At 72.2% G+C, this 15,852-nt stretch carries 17 protein-coding genes; 9 read left to right on the top strand and 8 right to left on the bottom strand.

What is annotated here, in order from left to right:
- Positions 1 to 7 precede the first annotated feature (7 nt).
- Together ABZU91_RS20040 and proB are read right to left on the bottom strand one after the other, a co-directional pair.
- Positions 8 to 1,249, bottom strand: coding sequence for a glutamate-5-semialdehyde dehydrogenase (locus ABZU91_RS20040; RefSeq protein ID WP_355242296.1), 1,242 nt, complete (start codon positions 1,247 to 1,249; stop codon positions 8 to 10).
- Positions 1,250 to 1,280: 31 nt separating this feature from the next.
- On the bottom strand, positions 1,281 to 2,438 hold the full coding sequence (proB, locus tag ABZU91_RS20035) for a glutamate 5-kinase (protein WP_355242293.1): 1,158 nt from the start codon (positions 2,436 to 2,438) through the stop codon (positions 1,281 to 1,283).
- 13 nt (positions 2,439 to 2,451) lie between these two features.
- Here proB and ABZU91_RS20030 point away from each other — a divergent pair, with 13 nt between their 5' ends.
- From ABZU91_RS20030 to ABZU91_RS20020, 3 genes are read left to right on the top strand one after another with little or no spacing between them, the layout of a single operon-like run.
- A complete protein-coding gene (locus tag ABZU91_RS20030; RefSeq protein ID WP_355242290.1) occupies positions 2,452 to 2,766 on the top strand; it encodes an MGMT family protein in 315 nt (104 codons plus the stop codon).
- A 32-nt stretch (positions 2,767 to 2,798) separates the two neighbouring features.
- Positions 2,799 to 4,187 (top strand): MFS transporter, encoded by a 1,389-nt coding sequence (locus ABZU91_RS20025; RefSeq protein ID WP_355242287.1) that lies wholly within the window; start codon positions 2,799 to 2,801, stop codon positions 4,185 to 4,187.
- 27 nt (positions 4,188 to 4,214) lie between these two features.
- Complete coding sequence (locus ABZU91_RS20020) at positions 4,215 to 5,717, top strand: aminotransferase class V-fold PLP-dependent enzyme (protein WP_355242284.1); 1,503 nt, start codon at positions 4,215 to 4,217, stop codon at positions 5,715 to 5,717.
- Between the two features lie 47 nt (positions 5,718 to 5,764).
- Here ABZU91_RS20020 and ABZU91_RS20015 read toward each other — a convergent pair whose 3' ends face one another.
- Positions 5,765 to 6,973 carry a hypothetical protein gene (locus tag ABZU91_RS20015; RefSeq protein WP_355242282.1) on the bottom strand — a complete coding sequence of 403 codons (1,209 nt, stop codon included), beginning with the start codon at positions 6,971 to 6,973 and terminating at the stop codon, positions 5,765 to 5,767.
- Entirely contained in the window at positions 6,966 to 7,499 is a 534-nt protein-coding gene (locus ABZU91_RS20010; RefSeq protein WP_355242279.1) for a SigE family RNA polymerase sigma factor, read from the bottom strand. Before ABZU91_RS20010 ends, ABZU91_RS20015 begins: the two co-directional genes overlap by 8 nt.
- 178 nt (positions 7,500 to 7,677) lie before the next feature.
- Here ABZU91_RS20010 and ABZU91_RS20005 point away from each other — a divergent pair, with 178 nt between their 5' ends.
- Entirely contained in the window at positions 7,678 to 8,244 is a 567-nt protein-coding gene (locus ABZU91_RS20005; protein ID WP_355242276.1) for an NADH-quinone oxidoreductase subunit B family protein, read from the top strand.
- On the opposite strand, the gene ABZU91_RS20000 is transcribed toward ABZU91_RS20005, so the two are convergent.
- Positions 8,207 to 8,431: a hypothetical protein gene (locus ABZU91_RS20000; protein ID WP_355242274.1), complete on the bottom strand. Its 225-nt coding sequence runs from the start codon at positions 8,429 to 8,431 to the stop codon at positions 8,207 to 8,209. The two genes, ABZU91_RS20005 and ABZU91_RS20000, sit on opposite strands and share 38 nt — an antisense overlap.
- Positions 8,432 to 8,605: 174 nt before the next feature.
- Here ABZU91_RS20000 and ABZU91_RS19995 point away from each other — a divergent pair, with 174 nt between their 5' ends.
- Entirely contained in the window at positions 8,606 to 9,922 is a 1,317-nt protein-coding gene (locus ABZU91_RS19995) for a DUF2252 domain-containing protein (protein WP_355242271.1), read from the top strand.
- Here the strand turns inward: ABZU91_RS19995 and ABZU91_RS19990 are convergent, their stop codons facing one another.
- A complete protein-coding gene (locus ABZU91_RS19990; RefSeq protein WP_355242268.1) occupies positions 9,923 to 10,969 on the bottom strand; it encodes a glucose 1-dehydrogenase in 1,047 nt (348 codons plus the stop codon). It lies immediately after the preceding gene.
- A 105-nt stretch (positions 10,970 to 11,074) separates the two neighbouring features.
- Here ABZU91_RS19990 and ABZU91_RS19985 point away from each other — a divergent pair, with 105 nt between their 5' ends.
- On the top strand, positions 11,075 to 11,839 hold the full coding sequence (locus tag ABZU91_RS19985) for an NADH-quinone oxidoreductase subunit C (protein WP_355242265.1): 765 nt from the start codon (positions 11,075 to 11,077) through the stop codon (positions 11,837 to 11,839).
- Positions 11,839 to 12,801, top strand: a complete 963-nt coding sequence (locus tag ABZU91_RS19980) for a complex I subunit 1 family protein (RefSeq protein WP_355242262.1) — start codon at positions 11,839 to 11,841, stop codon at positions 12,799 to 12,801. Before ABZU91_RS19985 ends, ABZU91_RS19980 begins: the two co-directional genes overlap by 1 nt.
- Positions 12,802 to 13,001: 200 nt before the next feature.
- Here ABZU91_RS19980 and ABZU91_RS19975 read toward each other — a convergent pair whose 3' ends face one another.
- On the bottom strand, positions 13,002 to 14,018 hold the full coding sequence (locus ABZU91_RS19975; RefSeq protein ID WP_355242259.1) for a glutathione S-transferase C-terminal domain-containing protein: 1,017 nt from the start codon (positions 14,016 to 14,018) through the stop codon (positions 13,002 to 13,004).
- A gap of 133 nt (positions 14,019 to 14,151) precedes the next feature.
- On the opposite strand from ABZU91_RS19975, the gene ABZU91_RS19970 reads away from it, so the two are divergent.
- Complete coding sequence (locus ABZU91_RS19970; protein WP_355242256.1) at positions 14,152 to 14,583, top strand: ester cyclase; 432 nt, start codon at positions 14,152 to 14,154, stop codon at positions 14,581 to 14,583.
- Here ABZU91_RS19970 and ABZU91_RS19965 read toward each other — a convergent pair.
- Entirely contained in the window at positions 14,564 to 15,139 is a 576-nt protein-coding gene (locus ABZU91_RS19965; RefSeq protein ID WP_355242253.1) for a Uma2 family endonuclease, read from the bottom strand. The genes ABZU91_RS19970 and ABZU91_RS19965 overlap by 20 nt on opposite strands.
- Positions 15,140 to 15,243: 104 nt before the next feature.
- On the opposite strand from ABZU91_RS19965, the gene ABZU91_RS19960 reads away from it, so the two are divergent.
- Positions 15,244 to 15,843 carry an NADH-quinone oxidoreductase subunit I gene (locus ABZU91_RS19960; RefSeq protein ID WP_355242250.1) on the top strand — a complete coding sequence of 200 codons (600 nt, stop codon included), beginning with the start codon at positions 15,244 to 15,246 and terminating at the stop codon, positions 15,841 to 15,843.
- Positions 15,844 to 15,852 lie beyond the last annotated feature (9 nt).

Genomic DNA, 15,852 nt, shown 5'->3' with positions numbered 1-15,852 from the left:
ACCCGCCCTAGCGCACGTGACCGTCGCCGGTGACGACGTACTTGGTGCTGGTCAACTCGGGCAGGCCCATCGGGCCGCGGGCGTGCAGCTTCTGCGTCGAGATGCCGATCTCCGCGCCGAAGCCGAACTCGCCCCCGTCGGTGAACCGGGTCGACGCGTTTACCATCACCGCCGCCGCGTCCACCCGGGCGACGAACTCGCGGGCCGCCGTCGTCGAGTCGGTGATGATCGCCTCGGTGTGTCCGGTGCCGAAGCGACGGATGTGCGCGACCGCCGCGTCCAGCGAGTCGACCACCGCCACCGAGATGTCGGCGGACAGGTACTCCGTCGCGTAGTCCTCCTCGCTGGCCGGAATAACGGCGGCGGAGTGGGCGGCCACCTCGGGGGAGCCGTGCACGGTCACCCCGGCCTCGGCGAAGGCGGCCAGCATCGGCGGCAGGAACGCGTCGGCGACGTCGGCGTGCACCAGCAGCGACTCGGCGGTGTTGCAGGTGGACAGCCGTTGGGTCTTGGCGTTCAGCGTCACCGCGACGGCCTTGGCCAGGTCGGCGGCGGCGTCGACGTAGACGTGGCAGTTGCCCACCCCGGTCTCGATCACCGGCACGGTCGACTCCTCGACCACGGTGCGGATCAGCGACGCGCCACCGCGCGGGATGAGCACGTCGACGAGCCCTCGGGCGCGCATCAGCTCCTTGACCGAGTCGCGGGAGCTGGCGTCGAGCAGTTGCACCGCGTCGGCCGGCAGACCGCTCTCGGCGATCGCGTCGCGCAGGACCGTTACCAGCGCGGCGTTGGAGTGCGCGGCCGACGACGACCCGCGCAGCAGCGCCGCGTTACCGGACTTGAGGCAGATCCCGGCGGCGTCCACCGTCACATTGGGCCGTGCCTCGTAGATGATGCCGACCACCCCGAACGGCACCCGGATCTGGCGCAGTTCCAGTCCGTTGGGCAGCGTGGACCCGCGGACCACCTCGCCGACCGGGTCGGGCAGCGCGGCCATCTCGCGCAGCGCGCCGGCGATGCCGGCCACTCGGCCCTCGTCGAGGGCGAGCCGGTCCAGCACGGCCGCGCTCAGCCCGGCTTCGCGCCCGGCCGCCAGATCCGCCTCGTTCGCGGCAAGGACCTCCGGGGTACGCGCCACCAGCGCGTCGGCCATCGCGACCAGCGCGGCGTCCTTGGCGGTACGCGTGGCCACGGCCAGTTCGGCGGCGGCGTCCCGCGCCCGCTTCGCCTGCTCCACGACACTCATGCCGGCACAACTCCTCATACTCGGGAAGGGCTCACAGCAGCACGAGATCGTCGCGGTGGACGACCTCCCGCTCGTACGCCGGGCCGAGCGCCGCGGCGAGTTCGGAGGTGGAACGGCCGAGTAGTCCCGGCAACTCCACCGCGTCGTAGTTGACCAGGCCACGGGCTACCGGTGCACCGGCGGTGTCGACCAGGTCCACCGGGTCGCCGGCGGTGAAGGTGCCGTCCACGGCGGTGATGCCGGCCGGCAGCAGCGACTTGCGCCGCCCGACGACGGCGGCCACCGCGCCCGGGTCCAGGTGTAGGCGCCCCCGGGGCGAGGTGGCGTGGGCCAGCCAGAACAGCCGAGCGGTCGGCCGTTGCCGCTGCGGGTGGAACAGCGTGCCGACCGGTTCGCCGGTCAACGCCGGCGCGGCCAGGTCGGCGGAGGTGAGCACCACGGGGATGCCGAAGCCGGTGGCGATCCGGGCCGCCTCGACCTTCGTCACCATGCCGCCGGTGCCGACGCCGGACCGGCCGGTGCCGCCGATGGTGATGCCGGTCAGGTCCTGCTCGCTGCGGACCTCGGCGATCCGCACCGACGTGGAACGGGTCGGGTCGCCGGTCCAGAGCGCGTCCACGTCGGAGAGGAGCACCAGCAGGTCGGCGTGCACCAGGGCGGCCACCAGGGCGGCCAGCCGGTCGTTGTCGCCGAACCGGATCTCCTCGGTGGCGACCGTGTCGTTCTCGTTGACGATCGGCACCGCCCGCAGATCGAGCAGTTTGCGCAGGGTGCGGTACGCGTTGCGGTAGTGCGCCCGCCGGGTCACGTCGTCCACGGTGAGCAGCACCTGCCCGACGGTGCGGCCGTGCCGGGCGAAGCTGGCCGCGTACCTGCCGATCAGGAGGCCCTGGCCGACGCTGGCGGCGGCCTGCTGGGTGGCCAGGTCGCGCGGACGTCGGGTCAGGCCGAGCGGCGCGAGGCCGGCGGCGATCGCGCCGGAGGAGACCAGGACGACCTCGCGGCCCTCGGCGCCGAGCCGGCCCAGGGTGTCGACGAGCGCGTCGACCCGCTCGTCGGCCAGACCGCCGGTGGCGGTGGTCAACGAGGAAGACCCGATCTTGACGACGATCCGCCGAGCGGCCGTGACTGCGTCGCGCACCCGCCCATTCTGCGTGCTTACGCCCGCGTGGCCCGGTGGCGTTCCCATATGGTGGCCGATTGTGACTCCTGACGAGTACGTCGAGGCGGTGCTGGACCTGGTGGAGCGGATTCCGGAGGGTCGGGTGATGTCGTACGGGGCGATCGCCGACGCGCTGGCCGAACGCTCGGGTCGTTCCTCCGCGCGACTGGTGGGCAGCATCATGGCCCGGCACGGTGGCTCGGTGCCCTGGCATCGGGTGGTGACCGCGGGTGGCCGGTTGCCACCGGGGCACGAGCGCGAGGCGCGGGCCCGGCTGCGGGCCGAGGGTGCACCGTTGCGCGGCGAGGGAGTCGACATCGCGGCGGCGGGTTGGTCGCCCGAGGAGGGGATGTGACCTCCGATGGAACGTGAGTAACATTCGGCCCCATGAACCAGCCGCCGGGTGCTGCCGGCCCGCCCGCAACCGGTCGGCTGCCCCGCCCGGTGCACGTCGGATACGCGCTCGGCTCGCTCGCCACCGGTGCGTTCGGCACCGTGCCCGGTCTGCTGCTGTTGCCGTACCTGACCGACACGCTCGGTGTCGCCGCCGGGGTGGCAGCCCTGCTGGTGCTGTTGCCGAAGGCGTGGGACGTGCTGGTGAACCCGGTCGCCGGCCGGATCTCCGACCGCACGCGGTCGCGTTGGGGCGCACGCCGCCCGTACCTGCTCGTCGCTGGTCTCGCGCTCGCCGTGCTCTTCGCGGCCATCTTCGCGGCGCCGTTCGACAACGGGCCGGCCGCCGCGACGTACGTGGCGCTCGCCTTCCTGGCCACGGCCACCGCGTTCGCCTTCTTCCAGGTGCCGTACATGGCGATGCCCGCCGAGATGACCGACGACTACACCGAACGTACGCGGCTGATGACCTGGCGGATCGCCGCGCTGGCGCTGGCCATCCTGATCTCCGGAGCGGTCGCCCCGCTGGTGGTCAAGGCCGGCGGCGACGGCGTGCCCGGCCACCGCTGGATGGGTCTGTTCGTGGCGACGCTCATCGCCGTCGGCGCGCTGGGCGCGTTCCTCGGCACCCGGTCCGCACCCGCTGGTGTGACCGGTGCCAGCGAGCCGACGCTGCGCGCCCAGCTCGCGGTGGCCGCCGCCAACCGGCCGTTCCGGGCACTGCTGATCTGCTTCGTGGTGCAGTCCGCGGGGGTGGCGACCATCCTCGCCGGGGTCAACTACTTCGCCGGGCAGATCCTGCGCGACGACCGGAACGGGCCGACGCTGCTCTTCGCCTGCTTCGTCGGGCCGGCGTTGCTGGTGATGCCGCTGTGGGCCCGTGCGGGCGCGCGGCTGGGCAAGCGGACCGCACTCGTGGTCGCCGGGCTGATCCTCGCCGCCGGGGCGCTCACCCTGGTCGCCGCCCCGGCACTGCCCCCGGTCGTCGTCTACCTGGTGGTCGCGGTGCTGGGCGTCGGGTACGCCGGACAGCAGGTGTTCGCGCTGGCGATGCTGCCCGACTGCATCGCGGACGAGACGGCGCGTACCGGCCGTCGGCAGGCGGGTGTCTTCACCGGCCTGTGGACCGCCGGGGAGACCTTCGGCCTGGCTCTCGGCCCCGGCATCTACGGCCTGGTGCTGCAACTCTCCGGCTACGTCTCCTCCGACACGGGCACGGCAGCCGCCCAGTCCGACACGGCGAGGCTCGGCGTGCTGCTCGGCTTCACCCTGATCCCGGCCCTCCTGATAGCTCCCCCCATCCTCCTGCTCCGCCAGTACACCCTCGCCGCCCCCACCCTCGGGGTCGATCATGGAGTTGTGGTGGGGGACCAAAGCCGTTGACCGTTACGAGAAGGGCACCATGACCCCATGATCGACGAGAACACGCTCGGGGCGGGCGCGTTGTCCCGCGACGGGGTCAGCGCGGAACAGGCGCTGGACGAGGTCCGGCGGCTGCGTGCGGACGACCGGCCCACCCACGGCGGGCGGCTGTTCGCCTATGTCTACGACCCGGCGGTACCGGGGCTCGACGCCCTCACCGCCGCCGCGCACTCCGAGAGCGCCCACGTCAACGGGCTCGACCCGACCGCGTTCCCCTCCCTGCTGGCCATGGAGAACGCGCTCGTCGGCGCGGCCGGCCGAGTGCTCGGGGGTGGCCCGGGCACGACCGCGCCGGACGTCGTCGGCAGCGTCACCAGCGGCGGTACCGAGTCGCTGATCCTCGCCGTCAAGGCGGCCCGGGACGCCCACCCGGAGATCGGCGCGCCCCGGATCGTGGTGCCGTCGACGGCGCACGCCGCGTTCGCCAAGGCGGCGCACTACCTGCGGGTGGCGCTGGACGTGGTGCCGGTCTCGCCGGACACGCTGCGTCCCGAGCCCGCCGCGATGGCCGCCGCGATCGGGCCGGACACGGTACTCGTCGCCTGCTCGGCGCCCTCGTACGCGCACGGCGTGGTGGACCCGGTCGCCGAGATCGCCGCCGTGGCCGCCGAGGCCGGGGTGCGCTGCCACGTCGACGCCTGCTTCGGCGGCTGGACCCTGCCGTACCTGCGTCGCCTCGGCGCGCCGGTGCCGGCGTTCGACTTCGAGGTCCCCGGTGTCACCTCGATCTCGGTCGACCTGCACAAGTACGCGTACGCGCCGAAGGGCGTGTCGGTGCTGCTGCACCGCGACGCGGCGGGACGCGCCCCGCAGTACTTCGCGTACGCCGACTGGCCCGGCTACACGATGATCAATCCGGTGATCGCGTCCACCCGATCGGGCGGCCCGATCGCCGCCGCGTACGCCACCCTGCGACACCTCGGCGACGCCGGCTACCTGCGGTTGGCCGCCACCACCCGGGACGCGGTCACCGGTCTGGCCGAGGCGGTCCGCGCCGTCGACGGGCTACGGCTGATGGTCGAGCCGGAGTCCACAGTGGTGTGCTTCACCGCCACCAAGGGTGGCCCCGACCTGTTCGTCCTGGTCGACGAGCTGACCGCGCGTGGCTGGCACACCCAGCCCCAGCTGTCGTACGCCGATCTGCCGGCCAGCGTGCACCTCACGGTGACCGCCTCGGTCGCGCCCCGGGTGGCCGAGTTCGGCCCGGATCTGGTCGCCGCCGTGGCGGCGGCCCGGGCGACCGGCCCGGTGCGGTTGCCCGCCGAGTTGGCGTCCCTGGTCGGCACCCTCACCCCCGAGGCCCTGACGCCGGAGGTGGTGGCCGGCCTGGCCGCCGGTCTGGGCCTGGGCGGCGACACCGCCGGTCCGCTGCCGGATCGGATGGCTGTCGTGAACACGCTGCTCGACGCCTCCCCGCCGGCGATGCGCGAGAGGTTGCTTGTCGAGTTCGTCGGTCTTCTGCAACGCCCGAGCTGGGGATCGGCCGGGTGAACGGCGGTGCCCCACCCGGGATCGGGGTGGGGCACCGGGCGCGCGGCTCACCGGTAGGTGATGACCACCGTGTTGTCCGGGTCGTAGACCTCCTCCACGAAGTCGAAGCTCGCGTTCATCGGGCGGGCGTCCACGTCGGCCTTCCCGGTGCCGACCGTGGCGCCTGCCGCGACCCGGAAGCCCAGGGTGAGCCGGACCTCTTTACCGGCCCCGAGCTTGTTCAGGTCGCAGGACACCGGCTGCCCGGTCTTCTCCGGGTCGTTGCGGCAGGCCGCCCAGCCGTCACCATCCGGGCGGACCGCCGCCGGCAGGCCGATCCGCAGATCCACGTAGGCGGCGGGTCCGTGACCTCCGTTGCGGATGCGCACGGTGATCGTGCCGGTCCGGGAGCCGTCCGGGGCGTCGGCCAGCACCAGGTTCGAGGCGGTGACGACGAGGTTGACGTCGTGCGGGTTCGGTCCGAAGCTCGTCGGCCCGGAGACCTGCGCGAAGGACCCGCCCTTGAAGCGGTAGCCCCGCCACTGTCGCTGTGACCATTCACCGGGCCAGCCACCACCGGGCGCGATGTCGCCGACCTGCACCCGCACGGTGCCGTCGTCCACCACGTCGAGGGCGAACAGCCACTGCGGCTTGTCGATGCTCGTCGCGACCACCCGGCCCAGCGTGACGATCCTGCCCTGCTGGTCGCGGTCGAAGGCGACCACCTGCATGGGTCCGCCGCTGCCGAGCACGCACTGCACCAGCCCCACCGCCTCCACCGCGCCGTCTCCGTCGACGTCCCCCTGGTCGAACGCCAGCAGCCAGTTGACGCCCTCGCGGTCGTCGCCGCTGAGCCGGATGCCCGACGTGGGGCATCCGGGCCCGGCTCGCCACGCGGGCAGGGTCACCGACGCGTCGAGCAGTTGGGCTCGGCTGATCTTTCCGCTCGGCGGGGTGGCCGTCGGGCTGCCGCTCGTGACGGACGGGCTGGGGGCCGGGCTCGCCGAGCCGCTCGGGGCGGACGACGCGGAGATGGTGGGTGTGGGGTCGACCGGGCCGGGCTCGCGATCCGGGCCGCCGCTCATCGCCGCGTATCCCAGGGTGGCCCCGCCGAACAGCGCGAGCACCGTCGCGGTGGTGGTCGCCAGCCGGCGACGGCCGCGTCCCCGCGCCGTCCGCCGCACGGCGGCGGGTCCGGGCACCTCGACCTCCGCCAGCACGGTACGGCGGTAGTGGGCGAACTCCTCGGCGAGGCCGAGGGTCTCCTGCTCAGACATCTCGCACCTCCTCGGTGGTGTCACGCAGGTGCGTCGCGAGGGCCGCCCGGCCCCGGTGCAGCCAGGACTTGACGGTCCCCTCGGCAACCCGTTCCTGGGCGGCGATCTCGGCGACCGTCAGGTCGGCCAGGTAGTGCAGCACGACGGCCCGTCGCTGCTTCGGCGGCAACTTCGCCAACGCGGTGTCGAGGGCCACCCGGTCCGGGCTCGGCTCGGCGACGTGTGTCTCGCGCTGCCGCAGCAGCCAGGCCTGCGCGGTCCGCAGCCGCCGCCAGCGGTTGTGGCCGAGGTTCCAGGCGACCCGGCGCACCCAGGCCAGCGGATCGTCGTACCGGGCGAGCCGGGCCCAGTTGGCGTACGCCCGGCAGAACGCCTCCTGAACCAGGTCCTGCGCCTGCCCACGGTCGCCGGTGTACGCCGTGAGCTGCACGACCAGCGAGCGGAAGTGGGCGTGGTAGAAGTCGTCGAAGACGAGTTCGGCAGGCGCGGGGACGGGGCTTCCCGGGTCGGGGGGCGGACCGCCCACCCGTACTTCTCTTGTCACAAGCACTCGTCCTCCCCGTGGTGGCCGCAGGCGGCGTGTTCGCCAGCACCGGTCACACACTCGGCTGCGCCCGCCGGTTGCGGTGGGGACCGGTGCGGTTGCCTGTCCGGTCCGTGACAACCGGCTGTGATTCACTGTGGGATGAGGAGAGGGGACGTCCGTGCAGCTACCGGCAGTGCTCGGTGAGCCGATCCGCTTCGTGCTGAACTGGGGGCGCCGCTACTCGCTCTGGGTGTTCAACTTCGGCCTGGCCTGCTGCGCGATCGAGTTCATCGCCACCAGCATGGGCCGGCACGACTTCATCCGGCTCGGCGTGATCCCGTTCGCCCACGGCCCTCGACAGGCCGACCTCATGGTGGTCTCCGGCACGGTGACCGACAAGATGGCCCCGGCCATCAAGCGGCTCTACGACCAGATGCCCGAGCCGAAGTACGTCATCTCGTTCGGCGCGTGTTCCAACTGCGGTGGCCCCTACTGGGACTCGTACTCGGTGACCAAGGGTGTCGACCAGCTCATCCCGGTCGACGTCTACGTGCCCGGCTGTCCGCCCCGCCCGGAGGCGCTGCTGCACGGCATCCTGCGCCTACAGGAGAAGATCGCGGCCGAGCAGTCCGGGATCGGCGGTGTGCCGCAGCGGGACCTGCTCGCCGCGCCCGCCGAGGCCAGCGCCCCGCGCTCGGTCGACTCCCTCACGGCCCCACCCGTACGCCCACCCGACGCGCGCTGACGAAGGGTGGGGCCGCCGCCCGGACGAGTCCGAGTGGCGGCCCCGGCAGGTACCGGTCAGTTGGTGGCCGCGACAGCGTGCCTCCGGCGGCGTCCGCCGGTGCGGCGGCGGCCGGTCCGGCCCCACCGATCGTGGTGGTCAGGCCGAGCAGTGCGGCGGTGAGCAGGGTCCCCGTTTTGCGGAACATCTGTGTCTGGTCCTCCGTGGTCGACGCCCGGCGGGGACCTGCCGCCGCCCACGGCAGCAGCGATCGGCCGAATTGACCGTGGTGTCCGGGCCCCCGCGCGTGACGCAGACAGCATGATCGATGGGTTGCCGTTCTGCCACCCCGTTGTGGACCCGTCGAGCTAGCCTGCGGACTATGAGCAGCTCAGGGGACCAGCGGTCCGCTCACATCATCGACGTGCTCAGCGCGGAGTTCGGCGCGTCCATGGCGATCGACCCGGCGGCCTTCCGCCGCAAGTTCCGCAAGATGGCCGCGTCGCCGTTCGCCTTCTACCGGGGCAGCGCCGCGCTGTTCTACGCCGACCAGCGGGGTGACTTCGCCGACGACCGCTTCCTCGACGAGCGCACCGGCCGGGTGTGGATCCACGGTGACCTGCACGCCGAGAACTTCGGCACGTACATGAACGCCTCCGGGCAACTGGTGTTCAACGTGAACGACTTCGACGAGGCGTACGTCGGGCCGTTCACCTGGGATCTGCGGCGGTTCGTGGCCAGCGTGGCGCTGCTCGGCTACAGCAAGGCCCTCTCCGACACGGTGATCGGCGAGCTGGTCACCGGCTTCGCCCGCGCCTACCTGACCGAGCTGCGGGCGATCGCCGCCGGCGGGGACGACGCCATCGGGTCGATCACCCTGGACAACGCCGACGGGGTGCTGCGTCGGGTACTCCAGCAGGCCCGCCTCAACACGAGGGTCGACCTGCTCGCCGCGCAGACCACCGTCGACAACTACGAGCGGCGGTTCTCCGTCACCGACGGCATCTTCGAGGTCGACGCCGCGACCCGGGACGAGGTGCTCGCCGCCTTCGAGGAGTACCTGGGTACCCTCCCCGCCGCCACGGCCCGGCTACGGCCGGGAGCTGCCCGGATCAAGGACGTGGTGCTGCGTAAGGGGGTGGGCATCGGCTCGGCTGGGCTGCCGTCGTACAACCTGCTGCTGGAGGGGCACACCCAGGCGTTGGAGAACGACGTCGTGATCTACATGAAGCAGGCGCAGGTGCCGGCGGTGGCCCGCTACAGCACCGACGACTCGGTGGCCGGCTACTTCCAGCACCAGGGCCACCGGACCGCCGAGTCGCAGCGGGCGTTGCAGGCGCACGCCGATCCGTGGCTGGGCTTCACCGAGCTGGACGGGGCGGGCCAACTGGTCGCCGAGGTCTCCCCGTACGCCGCCGACCTGGACTGGTCCGACGTCAACGAGCCGGACGAGCTGACCGGGGTGCTGGCCGATCTGGGCCGGGCGGTGGCCCGGATGCACTCGGTCGCCGACGACGAGTCCAGCCACGACCTCGTGGACTACTCCACCGAGGAGGCGATCGTCGCGGCCGTGGACGCCGACGAGCCGGGGTTCGTCACCCACCTGGTGGACTTCGCGCACGTGTACGGGGTGCGCGCCCGGCAGGATCATCAGCTCTTCGTGGACCTGTTCCGCAACGGCCGGCTGCCGGGGATCTAGCTAGGAGGCGAACTCCAGCACCACCTTGATGTCGTCCGGCCCGGCCGTGTACGCGTCGGCGTACCTGTTCACCGGCACGCGCCGGGTGATCAGGGAGGAGAGCCAGACCTGGTCGGCGCGGGAGAGTGCCTGGGCCGCCGTGTCCCAGTGCCGGCGGTTGGCATTGACCGAGCCGAACACCACGTTGTTCTCCAGCACCAGCGCACGGTTCAGGGCCCCCGCGTCGAAGTCGATGCTCCGACCGCCGCTGGACACCCCGGCGAGGCAGACGATCCCGTTCGGCGCCGCCTTGCACATGACGTCGAGGACGACGCTGGGCGCGCCGGTGCACTCGATCACCACGTCCGGCTCGAAGGGCAGGTCGTTGACCGGCACCGTGTGGTAGGTGGCGCCCAGCCCGGCGACCAGCTCCGGCTTCGGTCCGTCGGTGGCCCGGTCCAGCACGTGGACGGTGAGCCCGCGCTGGCTGCCGAGCAGCGCGGCCAGCAGCCCGATCGGCCCGGCCCCGGTCACCAGGACGGTCTGCGGCTGCCACTCCGCGCGGTGCCCGATCCGTTCGATGTGGTCCCACGCCTTGGCCACCACGCTCGTCGGTTCCAGGAGCACGCCGACCTGGGCCAGCACCGGGTCGAGCCGGATCGCGAACTCAGGCTCGATCCGCCAGCGGTCGCGGGCGAAGCCGGGGAGCGCCTTGATGCCGTGCTCGGTGTACTGCCCGTTGCGGCACATGTCCCACTCGCCGACCGCGCAGTTGGGGCAGGGCACCGGGTCGGGATGCCGGACGATGCCGGCCACCAGGTCGCCGGCCTGCAGCGTGCCGGTCGGATCCTCCAGCACCCGGCCCAACGACTCGTGCCCGATCACCAGGCGGTCCGCGCCCGGCGGCGCCTCGCCGTAGTCGCCGGAGATGATCTCGTGATCGGTGCCGCAGATGCCCACGGCCAGTGCCTGGACCAGGACCGCGCCCTCCTCGGGCGCCGGCTCGGGCTGGTCCTCGGCGAGGCTCAGCGAGTTGGCGATCCCAGGTTTCACCGTCACAGCGCGCACGCCCTCATCTTTCCTTGTCGACGGGACCACCGCCGGTAAAGCGGGCAGATCACCGGGGCTCGGTCGAGGACCGCGGGCCGGGTCGGTGACCCTAGGATCAGCGGCATGACGTCAGAAGAGGTCGGCGCTCGGCTGGTCGCGTTGCTCGCGCCGGTCGAGGCGACCGCGTCGGTCTCCGGCGGGCAGCGGTTCGCCCGGGCCACCGTCGACGTACCCCCGGCGAGCTGGTCGGCCGCCGTCCGCGTCGCCCGCGACGACACGGAGCTGGCCTGCGACTTCTTCGACTGGCTCTCAGCCGTCGACGAGTTGACCGAGGGTTTCGACGTGGTCGCGCACCTCTGGTCGACCCGGCTGCGGCACGGCGTGCTGCTGCGCACCCGGGTACCCCGCGACGCGCCCTCGGTCGCCTCGGTGGTGGACATCTACCCGGGTGCGGCCTGGCACGAGCGGGAGACCCACGAAATGTTCGGCATCGGCTTCGACGGGCACGGGGAACTGCGGCCGTTGCTGTTGCCACCGGAGTTCGAGGGCAATCCGCTGCGCAAGGAGTTCGTGCTGGCCTCCCGGGTGGCGAAGCCCTGGCCGGGCGCGAAGGAACCGGGCGAGTCGGAGGCCGGCGGTGGCCGTCGACCGATCCGCCCGCCGGGCGTGCCCGCTCCGGGCGAGTGGGGAACGACGCCGACCCCGGCCGGCGCGGGTGGTGTGGGAGAGGGGCCGCGTGGCGGTACCCCGGCCCGACCGGCCGGTGAGCGACCCGCGCGGCCTGCGCCGGGGGCCCGTCCGGCGCGTACTCCCCGGGTTGCCGGCGGCGAGCCGGTCGCGGACCCGGCGGCGCGCGACGACAGCGACGACGACGGGGGTACGCGCTGATGCCGCTCTGGGTGGAGCTGGTGATCCGGATCGGCGGCGTGGTGGTCGCGTTCCTCACCCTGCCGCTGCTGGTCGGCCAGGCCGAGCACAAGGTGATGGCGCACATGCAGGGCCGGCTCGGTCCGATGTACGCGGGCGGTTTCCACGGCTGGGCGCAGCTCGTGGCGGACGGCGTGAAGTTCGTGCAGAAGGAGGACATCACCCCGCGCGAGGCGGACCGGGCGGTGTTCCGACTGGCCCCCGCGGTGGCGCTGCTGCCCTACCTGCTGGTGCTGCTGGTGATCCCGCTCGGCCCGAACGACCTGGTCGGGCAACCGTTGGACATCGGCCTGTTCTTCGTGCTGGCCGTCGTCGGCATCGGCGTGGTGGCGGTGCTGATGTCGGCGTGGGCGTCGGCCAACAAGTACAGCCTGCTCGGCGGGCTGCGCGGGGCCGCCCAACTACTCGGCTACGAGCTGCCACTGGTGCTGGCCGCCGCGTCGGTGGCGATGGCGGCCGGCACACTGAGCCTGTCCGGCATCGTCGCCGCGTGGCAGCCCTGGTGGCTGCTCTGGCAGGCGCCCGCGATGATCATCTTCTTCGTCGCGGGGCTGGCCGAGATCCGCCGGCCGCCGTTCGACATGCCGGTGGCCGACTCGGAGCTGGTGTTCGGCTACATGACCGAGTACACGGGCCTGCGGTTCGCGTTCTTCCTGCTCGCCGAGTACGTCGGCATCGTGGTGATCGCCGCGCTGACCACGGTGCTGTTCCTCGGCGGCTGGCAGGGCCCGTTCGCCGACGACCAGCTCGGCTGGCTCTGGACACTGCTCAAGATCTTCGCGGTGGCATTCGTGATCATCTGGCTCCGGGTGTCCTACCCCCGCCTGCGCGAGGACCAGCTCCAGCGCCTCTGCTGGCTGGTCCTGGTCCCCGCCTCCCTGGCCCAACTGGTCCTTACCGCAGCCATCCGCGTAGCCCTCTAACCCCACCCCAAGCGCAACCCCCGCCCTCGCCCGTACTGACTCCGGCGGGCTACAAACACTCGCCGATCTTGCACTTTCTGTTGCGACATAAGAGGGCATAGCGCTCACATCGACCACCGAAAGTGCAAGATCGGCGGGCGCGGCGCGGCGCGGCGCGGCGCGACGCGGCGGGGCGCGGCGGGGCGCGGCGGGGCGGGGCGTTAGCGGAGCGGGGTGTGTTGTGGGTTCACCGGCTCGGCGGGGGGTGGGGGTGGGGTGCCGTTGCCGAAGGGGCGGCCGCCCAGGGCCTCCCGGTCGTGTGGCGTGAGCCAGTTGGACAGGTCGGGGCCGAGCGGCACGATACCCGTCGGGTTGATGTCGCGGTGCACCTCGTAGTAGTGCCGCTTGATGTGGTCGAAGTCGATGGTGTCGCCGAAACCGGGAGTCTGGAACAGGTCCCGGGCGTACGCCCACAGCACCGGCATCTCGCTCAGCTTCTGCCGGTTGCACTTGAAGTGTCCGTGGTAGACGGGATCGAAGCGGACCAACGTCGTGAACAGCCGCACGTCGGCCTCGGTGATGGTGTCGCCGACCAGGTACCGCTGGTCGGTCAGCCGCTCGGTCAACCAGTCCAGCCGGTCGAACAGCCGGTGGTACGCCTTGTCGTACGCCTCCTGGCTGCCCGCGAACCCGCACCGGTACACGCCGTTGTTGACGTCCCGGAACACCGCCGCGTTGACCTCGTCGATCTGCTCGCGCAGGTGCTCGGGGTAGAGCTGCGGTGCGCCCTCGCGGTGGTACGGGGTCCACTCGGTGGACAGGTCCAGGCTCATCTGCGCGAAGTCGTTGGTCACCACCTGCCCGGTCGGCACGTCCACGAGCGCCGGCACGGTGATGCCGCGCTCGTAACCGGGGAAGCGCTTGAAGTAGGCCTCCTGGATGCGCTCGACGCCGAGCACCGGGTCGCGCCCGTCCGGGTCGAGGTCGAAGGTCCAGCTCCGGGCGTCGTGGGTAGGGCCGGCCACCGCCATCGAGATGGCATCCTCCAGGCCGAGCAGCCGCCGGACGATGATCAGGCGGTTGGCCCACGGGCAGGCCCGGCTGACCGCCAGTCGGTACCGGCCGGGCTCCACCGGGTACCCGTCCCGCCCGTCCGCGGTGATCCGTGTGGCGATGTACCGCTGATCCCGGGTGAACTCGCCGCCCGGCTCGACGTACTTCCCGCCTGTCTCCGCCACGTCGTCCGCCCTCCGCTCCGGTTGCCCTCACCGCCATCCTTGCCGAAATCCGGGACTCCGGCTCGGTACGGGCCAACCTCGGCCGCTCCCCGTGCAGGTCCGGAGGCGGGTCTTTCTTGGCTACCCTGCCGTCATGACGGATGTGGAGACGGCGGCCCGGCGCTTCATCGCCGACGTGTGGAACGCCCGCCGGGAGGAGTCGGCGTACGAGTTGATCGCCGGTGCGTGCCCCGGGCTGGGCGGGACGGGGCCGGATGCGATGCTGGCCTGGCACCGCGAGCGTCGGGCGGCCTTCCCGGACCTCCGCTACAAGATCGTCGACGTGGTCGCCGCGGCTGAGCGGGTGGCAGTGCACTGGCGGGCGGCCGGCACCCACGCCGGGCAGTTCGGGCCGGTGCCGCCGACCGGCCAGGTGGTCAGCTACTCCGGGGCGACGTTCCTGCGCTTCGACACCGACGGTCGGATCGTCGAGGTGTGGAGCTGCAACGAGCTGCTCCAGCTCCTTCAGCAGCTCGGCGTCGAGATGGTGCCGCCCGCAGGCGGTCTCACCGGGTCCGCGGCGTGATCCGGCTGATCGGCAGGTTGATCGGGAACGGCTCGCCGGTGTCGACGAACTTGGTCCACCGTCCGGTCTCGGTGTAGACCTCGTTCACCGCGTCGATCCGGTAGGTCACGACCTCCAGGTCGCCGTCCAGGGTCTCGATCCGCCAGTAGTAGGGGATGCCGGCCTGGGCGTACAGCGCTGGCTTGAGTACCCGGTCGATCGAACGGGTGCTCGGCGAGACGATCTCGATGGCGACGACCACCTCGTGCGGCTCGTACCTCGACGGCTCGCGAGCTGCCGCGGCGGCCGTGGTGATCAGCACGTCGGGGATGAAGGAGCGGGTGCGGTTGATCCGTACCTCGACCGCCTGGGTCACGTCGTAGCCGTCGGGGCAGTCCTCGTCGAGCGCGGCACCAAGACGCATAGCGATGCTCTGGTGGGTACGGGTGGGGGAGGGGGACATCAGCAGCACTCCATCGAGCAGTTCCCGGCGACGGCCATCCTCGGGCTGCGCGTCCAGATCGTCAGTCGTCCACTCGCTCTCGGGCGGGTGGTCGCTCTGCAGCGCGGCGGTCATGGCGGGTCCTTCCAGGTGCGGTCGTTCTCCCCGCGACCACGGTACCGCCTCGGACCTGTGGGTGGTGGTCGCGCGCGCCGGGGCCACAGGGCAGGATGGTCCACATGACCGATTCCAGCGAGCGCGGCGATCCGGCCGCCGGCGCCAGCGAGCGCGGCCTGCCCGGCGCCGGTCTGGTGAAGGGGCTGGCGGTCACCCTCAAGACGATGACCAGCCGCTCGACCACGCAGCAGTACCCGGACGTCGCCCCCGAGCTGCCGCCGCGCTCGCGCGGAGTGATCGCGCTGTCCGAGGAGAACTGCACGGTCTGCATGCTCTGCGCCCGCGAGTGCCCGGACTGGTGCATCTACATCGACTCGCACAAGGAGGAGGTGGCGGTGCCCGGTGCCGCCCGCCCCCGCCAGCGCAACGTGCTCGACCGGTTCGACATCGACTTCTCGCTCTGCATGTACTGCGGCATCTGCATCGAGGTCTGCCCCTTCGACGCGCTCTACTGGTCGCCGGAGTTCGAGTACGCCGAGTACGACATCAAGGACCTGCTGCACGACAAGGACCACCTCGGCCAGTGGATGGCGACGGTTCCGCCGCCGCCCGCGCACGATCCCAACGGCGAGCCGGCCAAGGAGGAGACCGCCGCCGCGCGCAAGGCCGCGCGGTCGGTTCCACCGGCGGTACGCCCCGCCGACGAGGGCCCGGCGTCGTGACCGTCCGAG

The sequence above is a fragment of the Micromonospora sp. NPDC005174 genome (assembly GCF_040608495.1).
Classification (GTDB): Bacteria; Actinomycetota; Actinomycetes; order Mycobacteriales; family Micromonosporaceae; genus Micromonospora.
Note: the sequence above shows the minus strand (reverse complement) of the source record. Positions and strands in the feature narration are given on the sequence as shown.

Coding starts and splice junctions, on each gene's coding strand:
- ABZU91_RS19985 (WP_355242265.1), top strand. CDS start 11,075: ATGACGTCAGAAGAGGTCGGCGCTCGGCTGGTCGCGTTGCTCGCGCCG.
- ABZU91_RS19965 (WP_355242253.1), bottom strand. CDS start 15,139: ATGACCGCCGCGCTGCAGAGCGACCACCCGCCCGAGAGCGAGTGGACG.
- proB (WP_355242293.1), bottom strand. CDS start 2,438: ATGGGAACGCCACCGGGCCACGCGGGCGTAAGCACGCAGAATGGGCGG.
- ABZU91_RS20015 (WP_355242282.1), bottom strand. CDS start 6,973: ATGTCTGAGCAGGAGACCCTCGGCCTCGCCGAGGAGTTCGCCCACTAC.
- ABZU91_RS20000 (WP_355242274.1), bottom strand. CDS start 8,431: ATGTTCCGCAAAACGGGGACCCTGCTCACCGCCGCACTGCTCGGCCTG.
- ABZU91_RS19980 (WP_355242262.1), top strand. CDS start 11,839: ATGCCGCTCTGGGTGGAGCTGGTGATCCGGATCGGCGGCGTGGTGGTC.
- ABZU91_RS20025 (WP_355242287.1), top strand. CDS start 2,799: ATGAACCAGCCGCCGGGTGCTGCCGGCCCGCCCGCAACCGGTCGGCTG.
- ABZU91_RS20020 (WP_355242284.1), top strand. CDS start 4,215: ATGATCGACGAGAACACGCTCGGGGCGGGCGCGTTGTCCCGCGACGGG.
- ABZU91_RS20040 (WP_355242296.1), bottom strand. CDS start 1,249: ATGAGTGTCGTGGAGCAGGCGAAGCGGGCGCGGGACGCCGCCGCCGAA.
- ABZU91_RS19960 (WP_355242250.1), top strand. CDS start 15,244: ATGACCGATTCCAGCGAGCGCGGCGATCCGGCCGCCGGCGCCAGCGAG.
- ABZU91_RS19995 (WP_355242271.1), top strand. CDS start 8,606: ATGAGCAGCTCAGGGGACCAGCGGTCCGCTCACATCATCGACGTGCTC.
- ABZU91_RS19970 (WP_355242256.1), top strand. CDS start 14,152: ATGACGGATGTGGAGACGGCGGCCCGGCGCTTCATCGCCGACGTGTGG.